Origin of the sequence: Paracoccus liaowanqingii (assembly GCF_004683865.2) — a bacterium.
Taxonomy (GTDB): domain Bacteria; phylum Pseudomonadota; class Alphaproteobacteria; order Rhodobacterales; family Rhodobacteraceae; genus Paracoccus; species Paracoccus liaowanqingii.
Window position 1 is genome coordinate 471,678 of sequence record NZ_CP038439.1, and the last position, 23,707, is coordinate 495,384.

At 71.7% G+C, this 23,707-nt stretch carries 23 protein-coding genes; 11 read left to right on the plus strand and 12 right to left on the minus strand.

Going from position 1 to position 23,707, the window contains the following annotated elements:
* Window positions 1-58: 58 nt before the first annotated feature.
* The 5 genes from E4191_RS02240 to hslO are packed head-to-tail and all read right to left on the minus strand — an operon-like array spanning window position 59 to window position 5,886.
* Complete coding sequence (locus E4191_RS02240; protein ID WP_135311966.1) at window positions 59-1,285, minus strand: class I SAM-dependent RNA methyltransferase; 1,227 nt, start codon at window positions 1,283-1,285, stop codon at window positions 59-61.
* Complete coding sequence (locus E4191_RS02245; protein WP_135311967.1) at window positions 1,282-3,126, minus strand: ABC transporter ATP-binding protein; 1,845 nt, start codon at window positions 3,124-3,126, stop codon at window positions 1,282-1,284. Before E4191_RS02245 ends, E4191_RS02240 begins: the two co-directional genes overlap by 4 nt.
* On the minus strand, window positions 3,123-4,280 hold the full coding sequence (locus E4191_RS02250) for a CCA tRNA nucleotidyltransferase (RefSeq protein WP_135311968.1): 1,158 nt from the start codon (window positions 4,278-4,280) through the stop codon (window positions 3,123-3,125). Before E4191_RS02250 ends, E4191_RS02245 begins: the two co-directional genes overlap by 4 nt.
* The gene (locus E4191_RS02255) at window positions 4,277-4,867 is read right to left on the minus strand and encodes an NUDIX hydrolase (RefSeq protein WP_228461483.1); all 591 of its coding nucleotides are present in this window, start codon (window positions 4,865-4,867) and stop codon (window positions 4,277-4,279) included. Before E4191_RS02255 ends, E4191_RS02250 begins: the two co-directional genes overlap by 4 nt.
* A complete protein-coding gene (hslO, locus tag E4191_RS02260; RefSeq protein WP_135314282.1) occupies window positions 4,864-5,886 on the minus strand; it encodes an Hsp33 family molecular chaperone HslO in 1,023 nt (340 codons plus the stop codon). Before hslO ends, E4191_RS02255 begins: the two co-directional genes overlap by 4 nt.
* A 156-nt stretch (window positions 5,887-6,042) precedes the next feature.
* Here hslO and E4191_RS02265 point away from each other — a divergent pair, with 156 nt between their 5' ends.
* Complete coding sequence (locus tag E4191_RS02265) at window positions 6,043-6,486, plus strand: NUDIX domain-containing protein (RefSeq protein ID WP_135311969.1); 444 nt, start codon at window positions 6,043-6,045, stop codon at window positions 6,484-6,486.
* Here the strand turns inward: E4191_RS02265 and E4191_RS02270 are convergent.
* A complete protein-coding gene (locus E4191_RS02270) occupies window positions 6,483-7,772 on the minus strand; it encodes a PP2C family protein-serine/threonine phosphatase (RefSeq protein ID WP_135311970.1) in 1,290 nt (429 codons plus the stop codon). The genes E4191_RS02265 and E4191_RS02270 overlap by 4 nt on opposite strands.
* Before the next feature lie 123 nt (window positions 7,773-7,895).
* Here E4191_RS02270 and E4191_RS02275 point away from each other — a divergent pair, with 123 nt between their 5' ends.
* On the plus strand, window positions 7,896-8,255 hold the full coding sequence (locus E4191_RS02275; protein ID WP_135311971.1) for a hypothetical protein: 360 nt from the start codon (window positions 7,896-7,898) through the stop codon (window positions 8,253-8,255).
* Window positions 8,256-8,276: 21 nt separating this feature from the next.
* Here the strand turns inward: E4191_RS02275 and ilvA are convergent, their stop codons facing one another.
* Window positions 8,277-9,518, minus strand: coding sequence for a threonine ammonia-lyase IlvA (gene ilvA / locus E4191_RS02280; RefSeq protein WP_135311972.1), 1,242 nt, complete (start codon window positions 9,516-9,518; stop codon window positions 8,277-8,279).
* 39 nt (window positions 9,519-9,557) lie between these two features.
* A complete protein-coding gene (locus tag E4191_RS02285; protein WP_135311973.1) occupies window positions 9,558-10,304 on the minus strand; it encodes a hypothetical protein in 747 nt (248 codons plus the stop codon).
* Window positions 10,305-10,409: 105 nt separating this feature from the next.
* Between E4191_RS02285 and E4191_RS02290 the strand changes: the two genes are divergently transcribed.
* Complete coding sequence (locus tag E4191_RS02290) at window positions 10,410-11,639, plus strand: argininosuccinate synthase (protein WP_135311974.1); 1,230 nt, start codon at window positions 10,410-10,412, stop codon at window positions 11,637-11,639.
* The gene (gene mog, locus E4191_RS02295; RefSeq protein WP_135311975.1) at window positions 11,636-12,172 is read left to right on the plus strand and encodes a molybdopterin adenylyltransferase; all 537 of its coding nucleotides are present in this window, start codon (window positions 11,636-11,638) and stop codon (window positions 12,170-12,172) included. Before E4191_RS02290 ends, mog begins: the two co-directional genes overlap by 4 nt.
* A 33-nt stretch (window positions 12,173-12,205) precedes the next feature.
* On the opposite strand, the gene E4191_RS02300 is transcribed toward mog, so the two are convergent.
* Window positions 12,206-12,925, minus strand: coding sequence for an LrgB family protein (locus E4191_RS02300; RefSeq protein WP_135311976.1), 720 nt, complete (start codon window positions 12,923-12,925; stop codon window positions 12,206-12,208).
* Window positions 12,918-13,298 carry a CidA/LrgA family protein gene (locus tag E4191_RS02305; protein WP_135311977.1) on the minus strand — a complete coding sequence of 127 codons (381 nt, stop codon included), beginning with the start codon at window positions 13,296-13,298 and terminating at the stop codon, window positions 12,918-12,920. The genes E4191_RS02300 and E4191_RS02305 overlap by 8 nt, the downstream gene beginning before the upstream one ends.
* Before the next feature lie 121 nt (window positions 13,299-13,419).
* On the opposite strand from E4191_RS02305, the gene E4191_RS02310 reads away from it, so the two are divergent.
* From E4191_RS02310 to E4191_RS02325, 4 genes are all read left to right on the plus strand, one after another.
* Window positions 13,420-16,869, plus strand: a complete 3,450-nt coding sequence (locus E4191_RS02310; protein ID WP_135311978.1) for a chromosome segregation SMC family protein — start codon at window positions 13,420-13,422, stop codon at window positions 16,867-16,869.
* 48 nt (window positions 16,870-16,917) lie between these two features.
* Window positions 16,918-17,373, plus strand: coding sequence for a RidA family protein (locus E4191_RS02315; RefSeq protein ID WP_135311979.1), 456 nt, complete (start codon window positions 16,918-16,920; stop codon window positions 17,371-17,373).
* Complete coding sequence (locus tag E4191_RS02320; RefSeq protein WP_135311980.1) at window positions 17,373-18,152, plus strand: glycerophosphodiester phosphodiesterase family protein; 780 nt, start codon at window positions 17,373-17,375, stop codon at window positions 18,150-18,152. The genes E4191_RS02315 and E4191_RS02320 overlap by 1 nt, the downstream gene beginning before the upstream one ends.
* A 115-nt stretch (window positions 18,153-18,267) precedes the next feature.
* Window positions 18,268-19,401 carry a GNAT family N-acetyltransferase gene (locus tag E4191_RS02325; protein WP_407947037.1) on the plus strand — a complete coding sequence of 378 codons (1,134 nt, stop codon included), beginning with the start codon at window positions 18,268-18,270 and terminating at the stop codon, window positions 19,399-19,401.
* Window positions 19,402-19,472: 71 nt separating this feature from the next.
* Here E4191_RS02325 and E4191_RS02330 read toward each other — a convergent pair whose 3' ends face one another.
* Window positions 19,473-19,958: a peroxiredoxin gene (locus tag E4191_RS02330; RefSeq protein WP_135311982.1), complete on the minus strand. Its 486-nt coding sequence runs from the start codon at window positions 19,956-19,958 to the stop codon at window positions 19,473-19,475.
* Between the two features lie 74 nt (window positions 19,959-20,032).
* Between E4191_RS02330 and E4191_RS02335 the strand changes: the two genes are divergently transcribed.
* From E4191_RS02335 to copM, 3 genes are all read left to right on the plus strand, one after another.
* Window positions 20,033-21,241 (plus strand): NAD(P)/FAD-dependent oxidoreductase, encoded by a 1,209-nt coding sequence (locus E4191_RS02335; RefSeq protein ID WP_135311983.1) that lies wholly within the window; start codon window positions 20,033-20,035, stop codon window positions 21,239-21,241.
* A gap of 90 nt (window positions 21,242-21,331) precedes the next feature.
* Window positions 21,332-21,907, plus strand: a complete 576-nt coding sequence (gene rsmD / locus E4191_RS02340) for a 16S rRNA (guanine(966)-N(2))-methyltransferase RsmD (RefSeq protein WP_135311984.1) — start codon at window positions 21,332-21,334, stop codon at window positions 21,905-21,907.
* 73 nt (window positions 21,908-21,980) lie between these two features.
* Window positions 21,981-22,385, plus strand: coding sequence for a CopM family metallochaperone (copM, locus tag E4191_RS02345; RefSeq protein WP_135311985.1), 405 nt, complete (start codon window positions 21,981-21,983; stop codon window positions 22,383-22,385).
* 47 nt (window positions 22,386-22,432) lie between these two features.
* Here copM and E4191_RS02350 read toward each other — a convergent pair whose 3' ends face one another.
* Window positions 22,433-23,662 carry a pyridoxal-phosphate-dependent aminotransferase family protein gene (locus E4191_RS02350; protein ID WP_135311986.1) on the minus strand — a complete coding sequence of 410 codons (1,230 nt, stop codon included), beginning with the start codon at window positions 23,660-23,662 and terminating at the stop codon, window positions 22,433-22,435.
* Between the last annotated feature and the right edge of the window lie 45 nt (window positions 23,663-23,707).

Consider the following 23,707-nt stretch of genomic DNA (forward strand, 5'->3'; position numbering starts at 1 on the left):
TCTGACGTGTTTTTGAGTTTTTTGTGACCCTTGGATACCACGACTAGCACGGGACTGCCTAGCGGACCGTTAAGGCTGCGACGATTTCGACATGCGGCGAAAAGCGGAACTGATCGACCACCCACAACCTGTGGATGCGGTATCCCGCATCGGCCAAAATCCGCGCATCCTTGGCGAAATTGACCGGATCGCAGGCGACCGAGGCGACCAGGGGCACGCGCGCGGCGGCGATCCGGGCCATCTGGGCGGCCGCTCCGGCGCGTGGCGGATCAATCACGATCGCGTCAAAATGCGCCAGCTCATCCTCCATCAGGGGGCGCCGGGCCAGGTCGCGGACCTCGGTCGTGACGCGGTTCAGGCCCGACGCCGCCCGCCAGCCCGAATCGAGCGCGGCCAGCGGCGCGGCCAGTCCCTCGACCGCGTGGACCTGCGCCTGACGGGCCAGGGGCAGCGTGAAGGTGCCGCAGCCCGCGAACAGATCCGCGATGCGCGTGGCGCCCGCGAGGCTGTCGCGGATGGCGGCCAGCAGCGCGGCCTCGCCCTCGGCGGTGGCCTGCAGGAAGGCGCCGGGGGGCGGGACGACCTGCGCGGAGCCCATGGGCAGAGCGGGGGCGCGACGGGTGATCGCCTGGCCGTCCCAATCCAGCCGCGCCAGGTCGCCCTCGTCGGCCAGCGCCGCCAGCGTCTGGAACAGCGCCGGATCCATCGGCTTGCCGCCGCGCAGGGCCACGTCCAGCCCGGCGGGGCCGTGGATGACCGTCATCGTCACCTCGGCCGTGCGCGAGGCGCCCGCCGTCACGATCCGGCGCAGCAGCGGCAGGGCGGCAGTGATCTGCGGGCGCATCACATGGCATTCGACCAGATCGACGATCACGTCCGAGGCGCGGGCATGAAAGCCCACCGTCGCGCCCTTCTTCGTGCGCCGCCCCGACAGGACCGCCCGCCGCCGCGACATCAGCGGCGAGACGTGGATCTGCGCCGGGGGCGCGGCGATCCCCTGCGCGGCCAGCGCGGTCTGGACCACCTGCCGCTTCCAGTCGGTCGTGAAGGCGTCAGAGGCATGCATCAGCGAACAGCCCCCGCAGGCGCGGTAATGGCCGCAGATCGGGCGCACCCGGTCGGCCGAGGGGGTGACGATCCGGGGCGCGGCGATGCGGCCGTCCGCCGCCTCGCCCTCGATCCCCTCGCCGGGTAGGGTCAGGGCGGCCAGCGCGCGGCTGCCGTCCGCGCCCACCGCCACGCCATCGCCCTTGCGCCCGAGGCGCTCGACCGTCCACAGGCTCATTCGGCGGCCTCTTCGGTGCCCAGGAACCCGCCCGACTGCCGCGTCCAGTAGCGCGCATAGCGCCCGCCGCGCGCCAGCAGGGCGTCGTGGCTGCCCTGCTCGACGATCTCGCCATCCTCGATGACCAGGATGCGGTCCAACTCGGCGATGGTGGACAGGCGGTGGGCGATGGCCAGCACGGTCTTGCCGCGCATGGCGCGGGTGAGGGCGTCCTGCACCTGCGCCTCGACCTCGCTGTCCAGGGCGCTGGTCGCCTCGTCCAGCACTAGGATCGGCGCGTCCTTGAGGAAGGCGCGGGCCAGCGCGATGCGCTGGCGCTGCCCGCCCGACAGCTTGACCCCGCGTTCGCCCAGATGCGCGTCATAGCCGGTGCGGCCCGCGTAATCCTCCAGCCCCAGGATGAAGTCATGCGCCTCGGCGGCGGTCGCGGCGGCAACGATCTCGGCCTCGGTCGCGTCGGGGCGGCCATAGAGGATGTTGTCCCGGGCCGAGCGGTTGAACATCGCGGTCTCCTGCGTGACCATGGCGATCTGGCGGCGCAGGCTTTCCTGCGTCACCGCGCGCAGGTCTCGCCCGTCGATGCGGATCGCGCCGTCCTCGACGTCGTAGAGCCGCAGAAGCAGTCCCACCAGGGTCGACTTCCCGGCCCCCGAGGCGCCGACGATGCCGATCTTCTCGCCCGCCGCGATGGTGACGGTCATGTCGCGGATACCCCCCTCGTCCCGGCCATAGGCGAAGGCCACATGGTCGAACTCGATGCGGCCCTGCACGCGGGTCAGGGCCTCGGCATCCGGCGCGTCGGTCAGGTCATGGGGCGGGGACAGGGTCTTCATGCCGTCCTCGACCTCGCCGATGCTGCCCCACATGCCCATCAGGGCCATGCTGACCCATCCGGTCATCTGGGACAGCCGCATGGCGATGGCGCCCGAGGCCGCGACATCGCCCACCGACGCCGCGCCGTCGCGCCACAGCATGATCGAGCCGCCGACCAGGATCACCGGCAGGATGCCCGCCACGAACATCAGCGACAGGCGGAACCAGGTGGAGACGACGCCGAAATCCAGCGCCCGTTCGCGGAACCCCGCCATCGCGCCAAGGGCGGCCTGATCCTCGTGATCGGCATGGGCGAACAGCTTGACCGTCTTGATGTTGGTGATCGTGTCGACGACCTGCCCGGTGACATTGGCCCGGGCCGAGGCGCGCGCGCCCGATTTGGCCCGGATGCGCGGCAGGAAGAAGCGGATCAGGAAGCCATAGCTCGCCAGCCACGCGACCAGCGCCAGCGCCCCCCAGGCATCCACACCCAGCAAAAACACCGCCGAGCCGATGACAGAAGCCAGCGCGAAGGCCACCACGTTCACCATTTCCGACGCCACATCGGTGACCGCGCGGGCGGTCTGCATCTGCTTTTGCGCCAACCGCCCGGCGAAATCATTATCGAAGAAGGTCACCGCATGGCCCATCGTCCAGCGATGCAGCCGCGACAGCACCAGGGGCAGGATGTTCGGCCCGATGATGACGTTGGAGCTGGCGGTGGACAGGCCAAAGACCGCCGGACGGATCACCAGGAAGAAGCCCGCGAACAGCGCCACCAGCCCCCAGTTCTCGGCCCAGAAGGTGCCGGGCGGACTGCCCGCCACCGCATCGACGACCAGCCCCAGCAGCAGCGCCGAGACGACATCCGCCATGCCGCCAAGCGCCGAGGCGAAGGCCGCGAAGCCCAGACCCGGCCATGCCCCCGACAGGCACCAGCGGAAGAAGGCCAGCAGGGTGGCGGGCGGCGCCCCGTTGGCGGGGCGGAAGGCGTCGACCATGCGGCCGAAGCGGGCGTGAAGGCTCATGTCGGGTCCTCTTCGGCCAGACCCGCCGCGTCGATCAGGGCGGGGGCGGGCAGGGTGAAGCCCGAGGCGATCCAGGCGGCCTCGGCGGCCTTCAGCGCGCGGCCCAAGGCCGGACCCTCCAGCGGGGCCAGGTCGGCGGCGGCAATGGGCATCGGGATCTCGGTGGCGGCGGCGATGCGCGCGGACAGGTCGGGGGGCAGGGAGTGGCCTTGCGCCGCCCTCAGCACGGCATGGTCGGCGGCGGCCTCGGGGGACAGGCGGAAGGCGGCCTCGTCCAGCGACCAGCCCTTGGCGCTGGCCTGATGCAGCGCGGACAGGGCGCGCGCCTCGGCCCGCGACAGGCGCAGGTCGGGGGCGGGACCTGTGGGGCACAGGGCCGCCAGACGGCGCAGCCAGCCGCCCGGCGCGGGCTCGGCGGCCAGCAGGGCGTCCAGCGCCGCGGGATCGGCGCCGGGCAGCACCAGATCCAGCACCCCGGTCTGCGCCATCAGCGCCACCGCCGGGCCGGGATCGGGGGCGGCCAGCAGCTTCTTCGTCTCGGCCCCGATGCGCTCGCGGGCGATGCGGGCCAGTCCGTCGCGATGGGCGGCGCAGGCGGCGACGGCGGCGGGATCGGCCTGCCGGCCATAGCGCGCGAAGAAGCGGAAGAAGCGCAGGAGGCGCAGGTAATCCTCGGCAATGCGGGCATTGGGATCGCCCACGAAGCGCAGATGCCGCGCCGCCAGATCGGGCAGCCCGCCCACCGGGTCGATCACCTGCCCCGAAGCGTCGGCATAGAGTGCGTTCATGGTGAAATCGCGCCGCGCCGCATCCTCGGCCAGGTCGGTCGAGAAGGCGACGGTGGCGTGGCGGCCATCGGTCTCGACATCGCGGCGGAAGGTCGTGACCTCGAAGCCACGGCCATCCGCGACCAGCGTCACGGTGCCATGGTCGATCCCCGTGGGCACGGCCCGCAGCCCCGCCGCATGGGCCAGGGCCTGCACGCGGTCGGGCGTCGCGTCGGTGGCGATGTCGATATCGTCCACCGGCTCGCCCAGCAGGGCGTTGCGGACCACGCCGCCGACCAGCCAGGCACCGTCGCCCTGCGCCTGCAGGGCGTCCAGCACGCGCTGCAGGGCTGGGTCCTGCAGGATCTGAGGGGGCAGCTGGGTCATGGCGCCAGCCTGCGGGCCAGCCCTAGAAGGATGCGCGCGGTCGCCCCCCAGAGGTAATAGGGGCCAAAGGGCGCCGCGTGATAGCTGCGCCAGCCGCCCCGCCAGCGCCGCCGCTCGATCCGGTAGCGCGCGGGGTCGGCGATGTGGTCGAAGGGCAGGGTGAAGACCTCCTGCACCTCGCCCGCCTCGGGGACGGGGGTGAAGGGGCCGCGGATCACCGCCAGCACCGGGGTGACGGCAAAGCCGGTGACGGTGCGATGGGGCGGCAGGGTGCCAAGGATGCGCACCTGCGCGGGGTCCAGCCCCACCTCCTCGCGCGCCTCGCGCAGGGCGGCGGCGATGGCGTCGGCGTCGCCCGGATCGACCTTGCCGCCGGGCAGGGCGATCTGGCCCGGATGGTGGCGCAGCCCCGAGGCGCGCTTGGTCAGTACCAGCCGCCCGTCACCCTCGTGAAAGGCCGCCAGGACGCCCGCCGCGCGCAGGGGTGCTTCGGGCGGTGCGACGTCCGGGTTCAGGTCGTAATCCGAACTGGGCCCTGTCGGCGCCCGCAATGCATCCGTCAGGCGGCGTTCGGACCAGATCGTCACTCGGCCGCCTTGTCGCTGCCCGAAATCGGGTTGCCCTCGGCGTCGATCACCGCCTCGAAGCCCAGGCTTTGCGGATCGAACTCGTAATGCGCCCCGCAGAACTGGCAGTCGGCGGTCACGATCCCCTCGGGCGTGGTCATGTGGCCGATATCCTTGGCCGAATAGATGGCCAGCGTGTCGCGCACCCGGTCGGCGGTGCAGGAACAGCCGAACTCGACCCGGTGCGCGTCGAAGACGCGCGGGGTCTCCTCGTGGAAGAGGCGCAGCAGCAGGTCGGTCGGGCCGACGGTGGGGCCGATCAGCTCCAGCGTCTCGACCGTGTCCAAGAGGATGTTGGCGCGGTTCCAGTCCTCGGATTCGACGCCCTGCAGGATGTCGGCGGCGGCGATCAGGCCATCCTCGCCGGTGCCGCCCTCGGTGGGCGAGACGGGCTGCGCGGGCAGGGTCTGCAGCATGATGCCGCCCGCCCGCCACAGGGCCGGCTGGCCCGCGACGCGCGACAGGCCCGAGGCCAGCTGGAACCGGGTCGGCAGCTGTTCGGATTGCGCGAAATAGGTCTGCGCACAGGCCGACAGCGTGCCCCCGGTCAGCGGCGTGATGCCCTGATAGGGGGTGCTGCCCGGACCCTGGTCGATCAGGATGGCGAAATAGCCGTCGCCGATCTGCTCGAAGGGCGGGCGCGCGTCCAGCCGGTCCGCGTCGAAGCTGGCCCAGGCCCGGATGCGGGCGGGCTTGTCCTCGCCCTCGGGCGCGAAATAATCGGCGGCGATGGTGCGGATCGCGCCGTTCCCGCGCACCTGCAGGCTGAGCTTCCAGCGCAGCTTGACGGTCGGGCCGATCAGCGCGGTCAGCAGCGCGATCTCGGCCACCAGCGCGCTGACGGCGGGGGGATAGTCGTGGCGCGACAGCACATGGTCCAGCACCCCGTCCAGACGCACCACCCGGCCGCGGATGGCCGAGCGGTCAAGCTGGAAGGGAAGGACCGTGTCGTCCCAGGCTATCTGGTTGATCTTGCTCATCATCGATCCTTGAAATGGCAGCGGCACCGCCGTGGCGGGCCCGGTTGCGCCCAATATAGGGCATTTGTCGGCGATCCCAAGGGGGCCCGGTCGCGCGCGGCTTTCCCGCGCCGCCCGGCCGGGGTATCAGGGGGCGGCAGACAGACAGGTGGACCCATGACCCCGCGCTACGGACAACCGCCCCAGGCCGGGCAGCCCTATCGCCGCCGGCCCGGCGCCTATGCGATCCTGTGGCGCGAGGGGCGGCTGCTGCTGACGCATCAGCAGGCGCCCACGCCCGAATTCCAGCTGCCCGGCGGCGGGATCGATCCCGGAGAGCATGCGCTGGCCGCCCTGCACCGCGAGGTCGCCGAAGAGACCGGCTGGATCATCGGCGGCGCGCGGCACCTGTCCAGCTATCGCCGGTTCTGCTTCATGCCCGACTATGACATGCATGCCGAGAAGCGCTGCCAGATCTGGCTGGCCCGCCCGATCCGGCGCCTGTCCGCCCCGACGGAAGCCGGCCACAGCGCGCATTGGATGACGCCCGACCGGGCGATGGCGGCGCTGGCCGATCCGGGGTCGCGCGCGGTGCTGCGGGCCTTTTTGGCGCGGCGCTAGGGGACGCCGTCCAGCCGGATCACCCGGCCCGTGGCGTGAAACTCCACCATCAGCGCCGACATGTCGTCCTGGCGTTCGCCCCGGCAGAATTCCGACACCGACCAGGTCATCGATTCCAGGAAGGCGTGCCCGTGCAGCATGGCATTGGTTCGCATCACCGCATCCAGCCCCTCGGCGCCCAGCTGCTGGCCGTCCGGGGTCGCGGCCTCGGTGATCCCATCCGAGGTGATCAGCAGCCGGTCGCCGGGATGCAGCGTCACCTCGATCTCGTCGAACAGCGGATGCTCGAACAGGCCGATGGGCATGCCGCCCCGGCCCAGATGCGTGATCGTGCCGTCGGCCCGCTGCACCGAGGGATGGGGATGGCCCGCCTGGACCATCCGGACCTGCCCCGTCAGCCGGTCCAGCTCGCCATAGATCATCGTGAAATAGGTGTCGGTGCTCATCTCCTCCAGCATCATGGCATTGAAGAAATGCGCCAGCCCCGCAGGCCCCGCGCCCCCGGACGGACCCTGCGCGCCGCGCTGCGCGATGTTGGTGTCGGCGGAGGCCGACAGATGCACCGACAGCTGCGCGGTCAGCAGCGCCGCCGTCACCCCGTGCCCCGACACGTCCAGCGCGAAGAGGCCGAGCCGGTCGGCCCCGATGGGAAAGAAGCCCACCAGATCGCCCCCGATATGGCCCGCCGGGCGCAGCAGCAGGCTGATCTGGAACGGGCCGAACTGACCCGAGCGGTCGCGCACCAGCCCCTGCTGCAGCTTGCGCGCCTCGCACAGGTCGCGGTCCATCACGGCCTGCGCATCCGACAGCTGCAACAGCGCCTTGCGCAGATGGGCATTGGTGTCCTGCAACTCCTCCTGGATGCGCAGGATGCGCTCGCAGGCCGATAGGCGCGCCAGCAGGTCCTGCGCGATCACGGGCTTGGTCAGGAAATCGTCGACCCCGGCCTCCAGCCCGGCGCTGATGGCCTGCGCGGCAGTGTCGGTGGTCTGCAGCAGCACATAGCCGTAATTGCTGCGCGGCAGCAGCCGGAAGGCCGTGCAGAACTCCAGCCCCGACATGTCGGTCATCGCCCAGTCCGTCAGCACCAGGTCGGGCGACAGGCGCCTGCACAGATCCAGCGCCTCGGCGCCCGAGGCGGCCTCGATCACCTCGTAGCCGCCCATCTTCAACAGGCCGCCCAGCACCCGCCGCCAGGCCGCGCTGTCATCGACCAGCAGCACGAGGCGGCGGGGCCGGGGCCGGGGCGGGCCCGGGGCGAGCTGGGGGAGATTCGCGACTGTCATGGACAGCTATCTAGCGGGGCACCGGTAAAATCGCGGTTAAGACGCCCGCCGCGCCCGGATTAAACATTTGGCAAGTCCGCGGGGCTAGAACGGGAACAGGGATGATTCGAAAGGCGACGGCACATGATCGACTGGAAGCAGGTCACCGATCTGCGCGACAAGGTGGGCCCGGATCGGCTGGTCGTCATCCTGGACATGGCGCTTCTGGACATCGAGATGCGGCTGCGGGGGCTGGATGCCCGCCCGCAGGACCTGGCGCGGGAGCTGCCGATCCTGCGCCGCGCCGCAGCCGAGATGGGGTTTTCGAACTGCACGGCGCTGTGCCGCAAGGCCGAGGAGCAGCTGGCCCGGCAGGGTCACCTGGATCTGGGCACGGCGGCGCTGAAGGCCAGCTTCGGCCATACCCGCCAGATCTTCCTGCGCGACCTGCCGCAGGTGATGGCCAAGATGCCCTCGGGCAGCGGGCCGCCCCGGCCCCCGTGAGCCCGGCCCCCGCGAGGGGGGTCAGACCAGCAGTTCGGACAGGATCCCGTCATTCGTGATGTCGCGATAGGCAAAGCCCGACCCGTCCAGCCGCGCCATCAGCGCCGTCAGGTTGGCCGGGGCCGAGGTCTCGATCCCGATCAGCACCGAGCCGAAGTTGCGGGCCGATTTCTTGAGATATTCGAACCGCGCGATGTCGTCCTGCGGGCCCAGCAGGTCCAGGAAGTCGCGCAGGGCGCCGGGGCGCTGCGGCATGCGCAGCACGAAGTATTTCTTCAGCCCCTGGAAGCGCTGCGCGCGTTCCTTGACCTCGGGCAGGCGCTCGAAGTCGAAATTGCCGCCCGAGCAGACCGCGACCACCGTCTTGCCCGACAGATCGCCCAGATCGCCCAGCACATCCAGCGCCAGCGCGCCCGCGGGCTCCAGCACGATGCCTTCGGTGTTGAGCATCTCCAGCATGGTGCAGCAGATCCGGTCCTCGGGCGACAGGTGCACGTCCGAGGGGGCGAAGCGCGCCAGCGCCTCGAAGGGCAGCGCGCCGATGCGCGCCACCGCCGCGCCGTCGACGAAGCTGTCCACGCGGGGCAGGGCCACCGGCCCGCCCGCTTGCAGCGCGGCCTTCAGGCTGGCCCCGCCCAGGGGTTCGGCGAAGGCAAAGCGCGTGGCGGTCGCCTCGGTCTGCAGATAGCGGGTGACGCCGGCCGACAGCCCGCCCCCGCCCACCGGCAGCACGACCAGATCGGGCGCGCGGCCCAGCTGCGCCAGCATCTCGAGCGCCACGGTCGCCTGCCCCTCGATCACGTCGGGCGCGTCGAAGGGCGACAGGAACTGCGCGCCCTGCTGGCTGCAGAACTCCTGGGCGGCGGCCAGCGTCTGGTCGAAATAGTCGCCGGTCAGCACGATCTGGACCGCGTCGCCGCCGAACATCCGGGTCTTGTCGATCTTCTGCCCCGGCGTGGTCACGGGCATGAAGATCGTGCCGCGCGCGCCGAAGTGGCGGCAGGCATAGGCCACGCCCTGCGCATGGTTGCCGGCGCTGGCGCAGACGAAATGGCCCGGCGCCCCCGGCATCACCCGCTTGCGCATCGCGTTGAACGCGCCGCGCAGCTTGTAGCTGCGCACCGGCGTCAGATCCTCGCGCTTGAGCCAGATCTCGGCGCCGAATTTCGCCGACAGATGGTCGTTGCGCTGCAGGGGCGTGGGCTCGAACAGGTCGCGAAGCGCGGCCTCGGCGCGGGCGACGGAGGCGACAAAGTTTTCCATCCCCGCGGCATGCCGCGAAAGCGCGCGTTTGGCAAGGGATCAGCGCAGCGCGCGCCCTTCGACGAAATGACCCCAGAGGGTCGTCATCAGCGACAGCGCGATCAGCGCGCCGACCCATGACAGCACCGCATGGACGAGGACCGCCAACGTGAGGGAGGCCGTCGCCACCAGTCCGGTGACGTTCGGCAGCAGGGTCTGCGCGCCTGTCATCACGAGGCCGAGAAGCAGGAAGGTCCGTGCCCGGCCTTTCGTCGCCGCCCATGCCGCCCCCCAGGGCCGGGAATGACGGAGCGCCGCGCCTGGCAGCACCGTCAGAAGACGCAGCAACAGCGCGGTCAGCAGCACGCTGATGACAAAGGCAATCGCCGCAATCCAGGCGGGCTGGCCGCCTGATTGCATCGCGACGGTCAGCAACATGCTCAACAGCACGACAGCCGCGATCAGTGCCGGTACCACGGCCAGCATGATCATGCCCATCCGACCAAGATAGGCCAGCACCTGCCGCCAGCGTCCGTCGCCGCTCAGACGCGCGGGCTCGTCCAGCAGAACGTGGCGGTGCCATGCAACGGCCATCACGACATAGAGGATGATGCCCAGCAGTCCGGCCGCGACAAGAGGCACAGCCATCCCGCCCTCGATGCGCAGCTGGGGCGTCCCAGCCAGCAACATCGGCCCGGCCGTAAAGGCCAGCCAAAGCAGGCCGGGGAAAAGCGACAGCCGCAACGTGGCGCCTCGATTGTCCCACAACTGCCGCAAGGCGTGAACCACAAGTCGAAAGGCCAGCATCAAATCACCCCTTTGAAATCGGCCCCACGCTAATCGTCCCCACGCTCTTGTGACAACGCGCAAATCGCCGTATTCCCTCCGAAACTTCGACGAAGGGTTAACCGAATGTCCGACGCGCCGAAAAAAGTCGTCCTCGCCTATTCCGGGGGCCTCGACACCTCGATCATCCTGAAATGGCTGCAGACCGAATATGGCTGCGAGGTCATCACCTTTACCGCCGATCTGGGTCAGGGCGAGGAGCTGGAACCGGCGCGCGAGAAGGCGCTGATGCTGGGCATCGCGGCCGAGAACATCCACATCGTCGATGTGCGCGAGGAATTCGTGCGCGATTTCGTCTTCCCGATGTTCCGGGCCAACGCGCTCTACGAGGGGCTCTATCTGCTGGGCACCTCGATCGCGCGGCCGCTGATCTCGCAGCATCTGGTGCGGCTGGCGCAGGAACACGGCGCCGACGCGGTGGCGCATGGCGCGACCGGCAAGGGCAACGACCAGGTCCGGTTCGAACTGTCGGCCTATGCGCTGGACCCGTCGATCCGGGTGATCGCGCCGTGGCGGGAATGGGACCTGACCTCGCGCACCAAGCTGATCGAGTTCGCCGAGCAGAACCAGATCCCCATCGCCAAGGACAAGCGCGGCGAGGCGCCCTTCAGCGTCGACGCGAACCTGTTGCACACTTCCTCCGAGGGCAAGGCGCTGGAGGATCCCGCCGTCGCCGCCCCCGATTATGTCTATCAGCGCACAGTGAACCCCGAGGATGCGCCCGACACGCCGGAATTCATCGAGGTCAGCTTCGAGAAGGGCGACGCCGTGGCGATCGACGGCGAGGCGATGTCGCCCGCCACGATCCTGACGCGGCTGAACGAGCTGGGCGGCGCCCATGGCATCGGGCGCCTGGATTTCGTGGAGAACCGCTTCGTCGGCATGAAGTCGCGCGGCATCTACGAGACCCCGGGCGGCACCGTGCTCTTGGAGGCGCATCGCGGGATCGAGCAGATCACGCTGGACAGCGGCGCGGGCCACCTGAAGGATTCGATCATGCCGCGCTATGCCGAGCTAATCTACAACGGCTTCTGGTTCAGCCCCGAGCGCGAGATGCTGCAGGCCCTGATCGACAAGAGCCAGGAGCATGTCACCGGCACGGTGCGGCTGAAGCTCTACAAGGGCATGGCCACCTGCGTGGGCCGCTGGTCGGACCATTCGCTCTACAGCGAGGCGCATGTCACCTTCGAGGATGACGCCGGCGCCTATGACCAGAAGGACGCGGCGGGCTTCATCCGCCTGAACGCGCTGCGCCTCAAGCTGATCGCCAACCGCAACGCCCGCGTCGCGGAATGACCGACGGGGCCGCCCGCATCGCCATCGTCACCGTCAGCGACCGCGCGTCGCGCGGCGAATACGAGGACAAGGGCGGCCCCGGGGCCGAGGACTGGCTGCGCGGGGTGATCACCTCGCCGATGCGGATCGACCGTCACATCGTGCCCGATGGCCGCGAGGTCGTGGCCGACATGCTGCGCCGGCTGGCCGATGGTGGCGCCGACCTGATCCTGGTGACCGGCGGCACCGGCCCCGCGCCGCGCGACCTGACCCCCGAGGCGGTCGCCGACGTGATGGACCGCGAGCTGCCGGGTTTCGGCGAGGAGATGCGCCGCGCCTCGCTGCGCGAGGTGCCCACCGCCATCCTGTCGCGCCAGACCGCCGCCACCCGGGGCAGGACGCTGATCATCACGATCCCCGGCAAGCCCTCGGCCATCGCCACCTGCCTCGATGCGGTCTTCGCCGCCGTGCCGTACTGCCTCGACCTGATGGGCGCCGCCCGGATCGAGACCGACCCCGCCCGGATCACTGCGTTCCGCCCGAAAGGCGCCTGACGCGGCCCTTTCCTCTTCACTCAAATATCCAGGTCAACCGCCGAACAGGCGCAGCGCCAGGGGGGCGATCACGGCGGTCAACACGGCGTTCAGCCCCATGCCGATGCCCGAGAACGCCCCCGCCGTCGCATTGACCTGAAAGGCCCGCGCCGTGCCGATCCCATGCGCCGCGACGCCCACGGCCAGCCCCCGCGCCCGCCAGTCGCGGATCCTCATCGCGTTCAGCAGCGGCGTCACGATGATGGCGCCGAAGATGCCGGTCAGCAGCACCAGCGCCGCCGTCAGCGTGGGCTGGCCGCCCAGCTTCTCGGCGATGCCGATGGCCACCGGGGCGGTCGTCGACTTGGGCGCCAGCGAGGCCAGCACCGTGCCGTCGATCCCGAAGGCCCGCGCGATCAGCAGGGCCGAGAAGACCGCGACCCCCGACCCGGCCAGAAGGCCCGCCAGCATCGGCAGGGCGGCGGGACGCAGCCGCGGCAGATTGTCGTACAAGGGCAGCGCCAGCGCGACGGTCGCCGGCCCCAGCATGAAATGGACGAATTGCGCACCCTCGAAATAGGTGGCGTAGTCGGTGCCCGTGGCCATCAGCAGCAGCGCCAGCAGGATCACCGCGATCAGCACCGGATTGGCCCAGCTCTGCCGCCCCGTCGCCTTCGACAGCGCGTCCCCCGCCAGATAGGCCAGCAGCGTCGCCGTCAGCCACAACAGCGGGCCCTGCGCCAGATAGGACCAGATCAGCACCGGATCACTCATGGCCCTGGTCCTTCAGCGCTTGGCGATCCTCGGTCCCGGTCAGCCGCGCCACGATGCTGAAGGCCCAGGCCCCCGCCGCCAGCGCCAATGCCGTCGATCCCATGATCGCCACGGCCAAGCCCAGGCCCTGCACCCGCAGCAGGTCCCAATGCGCCACGATCCCCACGCCCGCCGGCACGAAGAACAGCGACAGATGCGACAGCAGCCCGCTGGCGGTGGGCCGGATCGCCTCGGCCAGCGCGGGACGCAGGATGCAGGCCAAGGCCAGCAGCACTAGCCCCAGGACCGGGCCGGGCAGCGGCAGGCCGAGGGCGCGCGAGGCGACCTCTCCGACCAGCTGGAACCCCAGGATGATGGCAAGCATGCGGATCATGCGCCAAGGCTAGCGCGCCGCCGCCGCGCGCGCCAGATCCCTCCGCGCCTGCGCCTTGGTTGACTTGTCCCGCCCGCGCAGGGACAATCGGCGTCGACCTCTCCTGCCACGGACCCGCCCCTTGCGCTTCGACCGCCTGCGCCTCAACGGCTTCAAGAGCTTCGTGGACCCGACCGATCTGGTCATCCGCGAGGGGCTGACGGGCGTGGTCGGTCCCAATGGCTGCGGCAAGTCCAACCTGCTCGAGGCCCTGCGATGGGTCATGGGCGAGAACCGCCCCACCGCCATGCGCGGCGACGGGATGGAGGACGTGATCTTCGCGGGCACCACGCGGCGCCATGCCCGCGCCCATGCCGAGGTCTCGCTCAGCGTCGACAACCGCGACCGGCGGGCGCCGGCGGGCTTCAACGAGGACGACCAGTTCGACATCACCCGCCGCATCACCCGCGACGCGGGCAGCGCCTACAAGATCGCCGGCAAGGACGTGCGGGCGCGCGACGTGCAGATGCTGTTCGCGGATGCCTCGACCGGGGCGCATTCCCCGGCGCTGGTGCGGCAGGGCCAGATCAGCGAGCTGATCAACGCCAAGCCGAAAAGCCGCCGCCGCATCCTGGAGGAGGCGGCAGGCATCTCGGGCCTCTATGCGCGGCGCCACGAGGCCGAGCTGAAGCTGAACGGGGCCGAGGCGAACCTGCTGCGCGTCGACGACACGCTGGACCAGCTGTCGGCGCAGGCCGCGACCTTGGCGCGGCAGGCCCGCGCGGCGGCGAAGTACCGCGAGATCGGCGCCGCGCTGCGCCTGGCCGAGGGGACATTGCTCTATCGCCGGTGGGCCGAGGCCGAGGCGGCGCGTCTGGCCGCCGCGCAGGCGCTGGCGCAGGGCACCCGCGCCGCCGCCGAGGCGGGGCAGGCCGCAGCCCAGGCATCGGCCCGGCGCGAGGAGGCCGAGGCCGCCCTGCCCGCGCTGCGGGACGAGGACCAGATCGCCGCCGCCCTCCTGGCGCGCGTCGCGCTGGACGCCGAGGCGCTGGAGGCCGCCGAGGCCGCCGCCGAACAGGCCATCTCGGGCCTTGTCGCGCGCATCGCCCAGCTGGACCGCGACATCGCCCGCGAGGAGGCGCTGAACCGCGACGCCGCCGAGGTGGTGGCCCGGCTGGACGCGGAACGCGAGCAGCTGACCGAGGCAGGGGCGGGCCATGACGACCGGCTGGAACTGGCCGCCGCCCGGGCCGACGAGGCCGCGCAGGCGCTGCACGAGGTCGAGGCGCGGCTGGCCGAGCTGACCGACGAATCGGCCCGCCTGGCCGCGCGCCATCAGTCCGCCGACCGGCTGGTGGCCGATCTGCGCGCCATGGCCGACCGCGCCGACCGGGCCGCCGCCCAGGCCACCGCGGCGCTGGACCAGGCCGGTGCGGCGGGCGAGGCAGCCCGCGCTGCGCTGACCTTGGCCGATGCGGCGCAGGATCAGGCCCGCGACCGCGTCGAGGCCGCCGAGGAGGCCCTGGCCCAGGCCGAGGAGGCCCGTGCCGAGATCGAGACCGCCGAGACCGCCGCCCGCGCCGCCCGCAGCGCCGCCGAGGGCGAGGCCGGGGCGCTGGAGGCCGAGCGTGCCGCCCTGCAGCGGCTGGTCGACCGGGGCCGTCAGGGCGGCGACAGCCTGCTGGACCGCGTGCAGGTGGCGCGGGGATACGAGGCCGCCTTCGGGGCGGCGCTTGGCGACGATCTGCGGGCGGGGGTGGCGACCGACGGCTCGGGCTGGCACGCGCTGCCGGGCTGGGACGCGGCGCAGGAGCTTCCGGACGGGGCGGGGCCGCTGGCGCCGCATGTGATGGGCCCCGACCTGCTGGCGCGGCGCCTGTCGCAGACGGGCTTCGTGCGCGACGCGGGGCAGGGGGCCGCGTTGCAGGGCGCTCTGCGGCCCGGGCAGCGGCTGGTGACGCCGCAGGGCGATCTGTTCCGGTGGGACGGGCTGCGGGTCATGGCCGCCGAGGCCGGGTCCTCGGCCGCGCTGCATCTGCAGAAGGTCAACGACCTGGCGGCGGTCACCGGGCAGGCCGAGGCCGCGCAGGCCCGCGCCGCGACCGCCGTGGCCACCCACGAGGATGCCCGCGCCGCGCTGGCCGAGGCCGCGCGGACCGAGACCTCGGCCCGCGAGGCCCGGCGCGCCGCCGAACGCGCGCTGTCGGATGCCGCCCGCGCGGCGACCCGTGCCGAATCGGATCTGGCCATGGCCGCCAGCCGCGTCGACGGCGCGGGCGCCGAACTGGCCCGCCACCGGGCCGATGCCTCGGACGCGCGCGGCCGCCTGACCGGGGCCGAGGCGCAGCTGGCGCAGTTGCCCGACCTCGGCGATGCGGCAGCGGCGCTGGATCATGCCCGCACCGGGGTCGAGGCGGCGCGCATCGCCACCATGTCCCGCCGCGCCGCGCTGGACGAATTGCGCCGCGACGGCCTTGCGCGGGACCGGCGCCTGCAGGACATCGCCCGCGAGGGCGCGGGCTGGCGCAAGCGGCTGGATCAGGCCGGCGACCGCGCGGGCGAACTGGCCGCCCGGCGCGAGGCCGCCGGCGCCGATCTGGCCGAGGCGCAGTCCCGGCCCGCCCTGCTGCAGGACCGCCGCGCCGCCCTTGCCCTGCGCGAGGCCGAGGCGACCGCCCGCCAGTCCCGCGCCCGCGCCGCGCTGGAGGCCGCGCTGCACGCGGCCCAGGCCGCCGCCCTGGCCGAGCGCGAGGCCGAGCGGCTGGCCGGCGAGGCGCGCGAGGCCCGCGCCGCCTGCGCCGCCCGCGCCGAGGCCGCCCGCGATCTGGAAGCCGCCGCCCGCGCCCGGATCGCCGAGGAGGGCGGGCAGGCGCCCGACCAATTGCTGGCCGCCTTGGGCGAGGTCGATCCCGACCAGCCAGCCACCGCGCTGGAGGCCCGGATCGCCGCCCTGCGCCAAGCCCGCGACGCGCTTGGCGCCGTCAACCTGCGCGCCGACGAGGACAAGCGCGCGCTGGAGGCCGAGCGCGACCAGCTGGCGACCGAGAAGACCGACCTGGAGGAGGCGATCGCCAAGCTGCGCGCCGGGGTCAGCAGCCTCAACCGCGAGGGGCGCGAGCGCCTGCTGGCCGCCTTCGAGACGGTGAACGCGAATTTCTCGGTCCTGTTCACGACCCTCTTCGGCGGCGGCGAGGCGCGTCTGGTCCTGGTCGAATCCGACGACCCGCTGGAGGCGGGCCTCGAGATCATGTGCCAGCCGCCGGGCAAGCGCCTGTCCACCCTGTCCCTGCTGTCCGGGGGCGAGCAGACCCTGACCGCGATGGCGCTGATCTTCGCGGTCTTTCTGGCCAATCCCGCGCCCATCTGCGTGCTGGACGAGGTCGATGCGCCACTGGACGACGCCAATGTCAGCCGCTTCTGCGACCTTCTGGACGAGATGACGCGGCGCACCGACACGCGCTTCCTGATCATCACCCATCATGCGGTGACGATGGGCCGGATGGACCGGCTGTTCGGCGTGACCATGGTGGAACAGGGCATCAGCCAATTGGTCAGCGTGGATCTGAAACGCGCCGAGGCTCTGGTCGCCTGAGCCCTGCCGCGCTAGGGTCCCCCCGAACCCCCAACGTCCGAGGATCCCATGACCATCGAACAGACTTTGGCCGACAAGGGCATCACCCTGCCCGCAGCCCCCATGCCCGCCGCGAATTACGTGCCCTTCGTGCAGACCGGCAACCTGATCTTCGTCTCGGGCCAGATCAGCGCGAATGACGAGGGGCTGATCACCGGCAAGCTGGGCGAGGGCACCTCGGTCGAGGAGGGCGCCGCCGCTGCCCGCCGCTGCGGCCTGGCGTTGATCGCGCAGCTGAAATCCGCCATCGGCGATCTGGACCGGGTGACGCGGGTCGTGAAGCTGACCGGCTTCGTGAACTCGACCCCCGACTTCACCGACCAGCCCAAGGTCATCAACGGCTGCTCGGACCTGATGGTCGAGGTCTTCGGCGAGGCGGGCCGCCATTCCCGCGCGGCCGTCTCGGCCCCCTCGCTGCCCTTCGGTGTCGCGGTCGAGGTCGAGGCCGTCTTCGAGGTCGCGTGATGCTGTCCGCCTCGCCTCTGGACGCCAGCTTCCTGACCACGCCGATCACCCATCGCGGGCTGCACGGCGTGGCGGAGGACGGGCGCGTGGTGCCGGAAAACAGCCTGGCCGCCGCGCAGGCGGCCATCGACGCGGGCTATGGCATCGAATGCGACATCCAGCCCGGGCCGGACGGAGTGCCGCTGGTCTTTCACGACTATCAGCTGACCCGCCTGACCGGGCAGCCGGGCTTCGTCGCGGCCACGGACGCCGCCACGCTGTCCACCCTGCGCCTCATGGGCACCGACGAGCCCGTGCCGACGCTGGCGCAGTTTCTGGACCTGGTGGCGGGCCGCGTGCCTCTGCTGATCGAGATCAAGGATCAGGACGGCGCCTGCGGCCCGAACGTGGGCGCGCTGCCCGCCCGCGTGGCCGAGGCGCTGGAGGGATATGCAGGCCCCGTCGCGGTCATGTCCTTCAACCCGCACATGATCGCCGCCTTCCGCGAGGCCGCCCCGGCCATCCCGGTGGGCCTGACCACCTGCGCCTTTCCGCAAGAAGACTGGGCCCGCGTCCCGCCCGAGCGGCGCGCGGCGCTGGCGGGCATCGCGGATTTCGACAGCGTGGGGGCCGCCTTCATCTCGCATGACAAGGCCGACCTGGCCAATCCGCGGGTCGATGCGTTGCGGGCGGGGGGCGTTCCGGTCCTCTGCTGGACCATCCGCAGCGCGGCCGAGGAGGGCGCGGCCCGCCGCATCGCCCAGAACATCACCTTCGAGGGCTACCGGCCCGCGCCCTGATCCAGGGGCGCCCCGGTGCCCGCATCCCCGGGCGGAGCGCCGCCATCGGCGCTCCGCGACACCGAAGGCCCCTGACATCCCCGGCGGACCTCCCTATCTTGCAGGCATGAACGACATGCTGACCCTGACCACCCATCCCTCGATCGCCGCCATCGACCCGCAGGTCTGGGACGGGTTCGGCGACGGCAATCCCTTCACCTCGCACCGCTTCCTGCTGGCGCTGGAGCAGTCCCGCTCGGTCGGCACCGGGACCGGCTGGCAGCCCCTGCACCTGACCGTGGCGATGGGGAATACGATCACCGGCGTCGCGCCGCTCTATGCCAAGTCGCACAGCCAGGGCGAATACATCTTCGACCATGGCTGGGCGCAGGCCTATGTGCGGGCGGGCGGGCGCTATTACCCCAAGCTGCAATGCGCGGTCCCCTTCACCCCCGCCACCGGCCCGCGCCTGCTGGCGGGCGACGACACTGCGCGGGCGGGGCTGCTGGCGGGGATGATGCAGCTGGCCGAGCGGCTGGACGCCTCGGGCAGCCACGTGACCTTCTGCACGGAACACGAGGCGGATCTGGGCGCGGCGGCGGGCTTCCTGCCGCGCATCACCCAGCAGTACCATTGGCTCAACCGCGGCTATGGCAGCTATGACGATTTCCTGGCCGGGCTGTCCTCGCGCAAGCGCAAGGACCTGCGCAAGGAACGCGCCCGCGCGCAGGCGTTCGGCGGCACCATCCGCCACCTGACGGGCGACGACCTGAAGCCGCATCACTGGGATGCCTTCTGGGAGTTTTATCAGGACACCGGTGCGCGCAAATGGGGCCAGCCCTACCTGACCCGCGCCTTCTTCGACCGCATCCACGAGACGATGCGCGACGATATCCTGCTGGTTCTGGCCGAGATGGACGGCCGGCCGATCGCGGGGGCGCTGAACTTCCTGGGTCCCGATGCGATCTACGGGCGCTACTGGGGCTGCGCGGCCGATCACGCCTTCCTGCATTTCGAGCTGTGCTATCACCAGGCCATCGACCATGCGATCGCCCACGGGCTGTCCCGGGTCGAGGCCGGCGCGCAGGGCGACCACAAGCTGGCGCGGGGCTACGAGCCGGTGCCGATCCATTCGCTGCACTGGGTGCGCGATCCGGGCTTCCTGGGCGCGCTGCAGACTTACCTGGACCAGGAGCGCGAGGCGATGGGGGCCGAGATCGAGGCGCTTGCCGACTTCACCCCGTTCCGCAAGGGCGAGCTGCAACCCTGAGGTCCGGGTTGCGTCCCGCGAGGGCCGAGGGGCCGGCCCCCCGGACCCCCCTTGCCGCCTTGCGGGTCAGATCAGACGCGTTCCAGCAGGGCCTCGCCCGCGCTGACGGTGCAGGTGCCGGGGCTCTCCTCGACATCGATGGTGGTCAGCACGCCGTCCTCGACCAGCGCGGCAAAGCGCTTGCAGCGCCCGAAGAAGCCCACCGGCGGCGCGTCGAAGCCGAGGCCCATCGCCTTGGTCACGCTGCCATCGGCATCGGCCAGCACCTCGATGCCGGCCTCGGTCGCGCCGGTCTGCTCGGCCCAGGCCTTGGCCACGAAGGGGTCGTTGACCGTGACGCAGACGATGCGCGCCACGCCCTTCTCACGGAACGCGTCGGCGCTGCGCACGAAGCTGGGCATGTGGGCATTGGTGCAGGTCCCGGTGAAGGCGCCCGGCAGGCCGAACAGGGCGATCTTGCCCGTGGCCAGATCGGCCAGGTCGACGGCCTCGGGCCCGGCCTCGCCCACGCGCAGCAATTGGCCCTGGGGCAGCTTGTCTCCGGCGGTGATGGTCATCGAATGCTCCTGAATTGCAACGGATTCGCCGCGACTATAGGCTGCGCCCGACGGACAGGCAAAGGGGCTCGGGCATGCGGATCGTGATAGTGGGGGCGGGCCAGGCGGCGGCCTCGATGGCGGCGCGGCTGCGCGCGGCGGGGCACGAGGGCGCGCTGACGGTGATCGGGCGCGAGCCCGCCGCCCCCTATCAGCGCCCGCCCTTGTCCAAGGACTACCTGATGGGTCGGATGGGGCTGGACCGGCTGACGCTGCGCGCGCCCGACTGGTGGCGCGACCAGGCCATCGCGCTGCACCTGTCGGAAACGGCGCTGTCCATCGATCCGGTCGCGCGCATCCTGACCACCGACCGGGGCACCCATCCCTATGATGCGCTGGCCCTGACCACGGGGGCCGCCCCCCGCCGCCTGCCCGCCGCGATGGGGGGCGATCTGCCCGGCACCCATGTCATCCGCACCCTGGCCGACGTAGACGCGCTGGCCCCCGCGATGCGGGCGGGGCGGCGGCTGATCGTCATCGGCGGCGGCTATATCGGGCTGGAGGCGGCGGCGGTCGCGCGCAAGCTGGGCCTGCAGGTCACGCTGATCGAGGCCGCACCCCGCATCCTCGGCCGCGTCGCGCCCCCGCAGACCGCCGAGCTGATCCGCGCCCTGCACCTGGCCCATGGCGTGACCCTGCTGGAGGGGCGCGGCATCAGCCACATCACCGGCACCGAGCGCGCCGACCGCGTCGCGCTGAGCGACGGCACCCATCTGCCCGCCGATCTGGTCATCATGGGCATCGGCGTCCTGCCCGAGACGGCGCTGGCGGCCACGGCAGGCCTCGCGCTGGACAACGGCATCGCGACCGACGGGCAGGGGCGCACGTCGGACCCGGCCATCTGGGCGGCGGGCGACTGCGCCAGCATCCCCCATCGGGGCGGCCGGCTGCGGCTGGAAAGCGTCGGCGGCGCCATCGACATGGCCGAATGCGTGGCCGACAACATGCTGGGGGCCGGGCGCGACCATGTGCCGAAGGCGTGGTTCTGGTCCGATCAGTTCGACGCGAAGCTGCAGATCGCGGGTCTCAGCACCGGCCATGACCAGGTCGTGACGCGGCCCGGCCCCGAGGGGCATGGCGATCACGCGGGTTCGGTCTGGTGCTTCCGGCAGGGCCGCCTGATCGCGGTCGATGCACTCAACGACGCCCGCGCCTACATGATCGGCAAGCGCTTGATCGAGGCCGGGCGCAGCCCCGACCCCGCCCTGATCCCCACCATCCCCGACCTCAAGGCGCTGCTGTAATGACTGCGCACGCCTCCTGCATCGGTCCGCAAATATCCTGCAGGGGGGGCGGGGGGACGCAAGGTCCCCCCGGCGTCGCGGGACGCTGCCATGAGGATCGTGGGCGGCAGGCTGCGCGGCCTCCGGCTGGCGGATCTGGGCGAGGGCGATCTGGCCGCCCATCTGCGCCCCACCACCGACCGCGTGCGCGAATCGATCTTCAACCTCCTGGTCAACGGCAGCCACGGCAATCCCCTGCCGGGCGCGCGGGTGCTGGACCTCTTTGCCGGCACCGGCGCCCTGGGGCTGGAGGCCCTGTCGCGTGGCGCGGCCGAAGTCACCTTCGTCGATGACGGGGCCAAGGCCCATGCGCTGATCCGCCAGAATGTCGACAAGGCCCGCGCCGGCGACCTGACCCGGCTGATCCGCCGCGACGCGACGAAGCTGGGCCCTGTGCGGGGCCCGGGCTTCGGCGTGGTCTTCCTCGATCCGCCCTACGGGCAGGGCCGGGGCGAGGCGGCGCTGGCCTCGGCCCTGCAGGGCGGCTGGCTGGCCCCCGGCGCGACGGTGATCTGGGAGGAGTCCCGCGCGCCGCTGCTGCCCGCGGCGCTGACGTTGCTGGACCGCCGCAGCTATGGCGAGACGGTGGTGACGCTGGCGCGGCTGGTGCCCTCGGACCTCGGCTGACGCGGACGTGTTCACGCGCCGCTTGCGGGCCACGGCCCGGCTGCCAGAATGACCCCGTCGCAAGGAGGACACGATGACCCCATTCAGACTTTCCGCCGCCCTGGCCATGTCGCTTGCCCTAGCCGCGCCCGCGGTGGCGCAGGACGCCGCCCATCAGGGGCATGGCATGGCCGATGCGCCCGACGCCCATGCGGGGCATGACATGCCGGACGCCGATGCCGCCAACGCGGCCTACAACGCCGCCATGGCCCGGATGCACGAGGACATGATGATCGCGCCCTCGGGCGATGCGGATGTGGATTTCGTGCGCGGCATGATCCCGCATCACCAGGGTGCGATCGAGATGGCGCGCGTCGTGCTGGAGCATGGCGACGATCCCGGCATCCGCGCCCTGGCCGAGGAGATCATCGCCGCCCAGGAGGCCGAGATCGCCACCATGACCGAATGGCTGGACGAGAACGCCCCCGCCGCCGAGTGAGCGACACCGGGCGGTCCGGCGCGATCGCCGGGCCCTCCGCGCCGACCTCAGGCCGGACGGGCGATGCTGGCGGCGGCGGCCTCCAGCGCGCCGGATCCGTGGGGGATGTCCAGGACGATCATCCCGGCCTCGATGGCGCCCAGCACGCCCAGCAGGACGCCGGGGTTGCAATGGCCCATATGGGCGATGCGCAGGGCCGAGGCCGGATCGGGGGCGCCCAGACCCACGCCAAGCGTCACCCCGCATTCTCGCGTGGCCCAGTCCCGCAGCGCATCCGCGCCGGGCATGGTCACGGCGGTCACCGAGGCCGCCCGCGCGGCGGGATCCGCCACCGACAGCCGCACGCCGCCCCCGCCCGCCGACCAGGCATCGACGGCCGCCCAGGTAGCGCGGGCCAGCCGGGCATGGCGGTACCAGACGGCCTCGAGGCCTTCCTCGTCCAGGATCATGCTCAGCGCCTCGGACAGCGCGAAGACCTGCTGGACCGGCGGCGTGCCGCCCCAGAAGCGCCACAGCGCATCCGAGTTTGCCCGCCCGTGCCAGTCCCACCAGGGCGAGGTCAGGCCCGTCGCCCCCCGGGCCGCCGCCTTGTCCGAGAACCAGACGAAGACCGTGCCCGGCGGGCACATCAGCCCCTTCTGGCTGGCGGCGATCAGGACATCGACGCCCCAGTCATCCATGCGCATCGGCGCGCAGCCTAGCGAGGCGATGGCATCCACGACCAGCAGCGCGGGGTGATCGCCCATCGCCGCCCGGGTCGCGGGAATGTCGGCCAGGGTCGCGCTGGCCGTGTCGGTCTGGCAGACCATCACCGCGCGGATCCGCCCCTCGGGATCGCGGGCCAGCCGCTCGGCCAGGCGGGCGGGGTCGGGGGGCAGGTTGCCGAAATCCAGCCGCTCGACCGCGACGCCCAGGGCCTCGGTCATCTCGGCCCAGCTGCGCCCGAAATGGCCCGAGGTCAGGACCAGCGCCTGGTCGCCCCGGTCGAACATGTTGGCGCTGGCCGCCTCCCACCCGGCATGGCCGTTGCCGATATAGGGGGCCAGATGGGCGCGCGTGCCGGCCAGCCGCTTCAGCTGCGCCATGACCTGCAGGTTCACCTGCGCCAGAGGCGCGCCGTAGATGTCCGGCGAGGCGCGATGCGCGGCATTCAGCACCCGGGCCGGGACCGGCGAGGGGCCGGGAATGGCGATGATGTCGGGCCCGCCCTGATAGGGGCTGGTCCCGGAGGAGGCAGGCGCGGTCGGGGCAGGGGAGGACACGGGGGCAGAACTCATCGCGGTCATTCCTTCACATCGTGCAAGATCGGTAGGGCCACATCG

What these genes read in the sequence shown, in the direction of transcription:
- E4191_RS02330 (WP_135311982.1), bottom strand. Translation starts at nt 19,958, where the DNA reads ATGACCATCACCGCCGGAGACAAGCTGCCCCAGGGCCAATTGCTGCGC.
- mog (WP_135311975.1), top strand. Translation starts at nt 11,636, where the DNA reads ATGACCGACGGGGCCGCCCGCATCGCCATCGTCACCGTCAGCGACCGC.
- copM (WP_135311985.1), top strand. Translation starts at nt 21,981, where the DNA reads ATGACCCCATTCAGACTTTCCGCCGCCCTGGCCATGTCGCTTGCCCTA.
- E4191_RS02320 (WP_135311980.1), top strand. Translation starts at nt 17,373, where the DNA reads ATGCTGTCCGCCTCGCCTCTGGACGCCAGCTTCCTGACCACGCCGATC.
- E4191_RS02350 (WP_135311986.1), bottom strand. Translation starts at nt 23,662, where the DNA reads ATGAGTTCTGCCCCCGTGTCCTCCCCTGCCCCGACCGCGCCTGCCTCC.
- E4191_RS02300 (WP_135311976.1), bottom strand. Translation starts at nt 12,925, where the DNA reads ATGAGTGATCCGGTGCTGATCTGGTCCTATCTGGCGCAGGGCCCGCTG.
- E4191_RS02305 (WP_135311977.1), bottom strand. Translation starts at nt 13,298, where the DNA reads ATGATCCGCATGCTTGCCATCATCCTGGGGTTCCAGCTGGTCGGAGAG.
- E4191_RS02290 (WP_135311974.1), top strand. Translation starts at nt 10,410, where the DNA reads ATGTCCGACGCGCCGAAAAAAGTCGTCCTCGCCTATTCCGGGGGCCTC.
- E4191_RS02275 (WP_135311971.1), top strand. Translation starts at nt 7,896, where the DNA reads ATGATCGACTGGAAGCAGGTCACCGATCTGCGCGACAAGGTGGGCCCG.
- E4191_RS02265 (WP_135311969.1), top strand. Translation starts at nt 6,043, where the DNA reads ATGACCCCGCGCTACGGACAACCGCCCCAGGCCGGGCAGCCCTATCGC.
- E4191_RS02285 (WP_135311973.1), bottom strand. Translation starts at nt 10,304, where the DNA reads ATGCTGGCCTTTCGACTTGTGGTTCACGCCTTGCGGCAGTTGTGGGAC.
- ilvA (WP_135311972.1), bottom strand. Translation starts at nt 9,518, where the DNA reads ATGGAAAACTTTGTCGCCTCCGTCGCCCGCGCCGAGGCCGCGCTTCGC.
- E4191_RS02335 (WP_135311983.1), top strand. Translation starts at nt 20,033, where the DNA reads ATGCGGATCGTGATAGTGGGGGCGGGCCAGGCGGCGGCCTCGATGGCG.
- E4191_RS02270 (WP_135311970.1), bottom strand. Translation starts at nt 7,772, where the DNA reads ATGACAGTCGCGAATCTCCCCCAGCTCGCCCCGGGCCCGCCCCGGCCC.
- E4191_RS02245 (WP_135311967.1), bottom strand. Translation starts at nt 3,126, where the DNA reads ATGAGCCTTCACGCCCGCTTCGGCCGCATGGTCGACGCCTTCCGCCCC.
- hslO (WP_135314282.1), bottom strand. Translation starts at nt 5,886, where the DNA reads ATGAGCAAGATCAACCAGATAGCCTGGGACGACACGGTCCTTCCCTTC.
- rsmD (WP_135311984.1), top strand. Translation starts at nt 21,332, where the DNA reads ATGAGGATCGTGGGCGGCAGGCTGCGCGGCCTCCGGCTGGCGGATCTG.
- E4191_RS02325 (WP_407947037.1), top strand. Translation starts at nt 18,268, where the DNA reads ATGCTGACCCTGACCACCCATCCCTCGATCGCCGCCATCGACCCGCAG.
- E4191_RS02240 (WP_135311966.1), bottom strand. Translation starts at nt 1,285, where the DNA reads ATGAGCCTGTGGACGGTCGAGCGCCTCGGGCGCAAGGGCGATGGCGTG.
- E4191_RS02315 (WP_135311979.1), top strand. Translation starts at nt 16,918, where the DNA reads ATGACCATCGAACAGACTTTGGCCGACAAGGGCATCACCCTGCCCGCA.
- E4191_RS02250 (WP_135311968.1), bottom strand. Translation starts at nt 4,280, where the DNA reads ATGACCCAGCTGCCCCCTCAGATCCTGCAGGACCCAGCCCTGCAGCGC.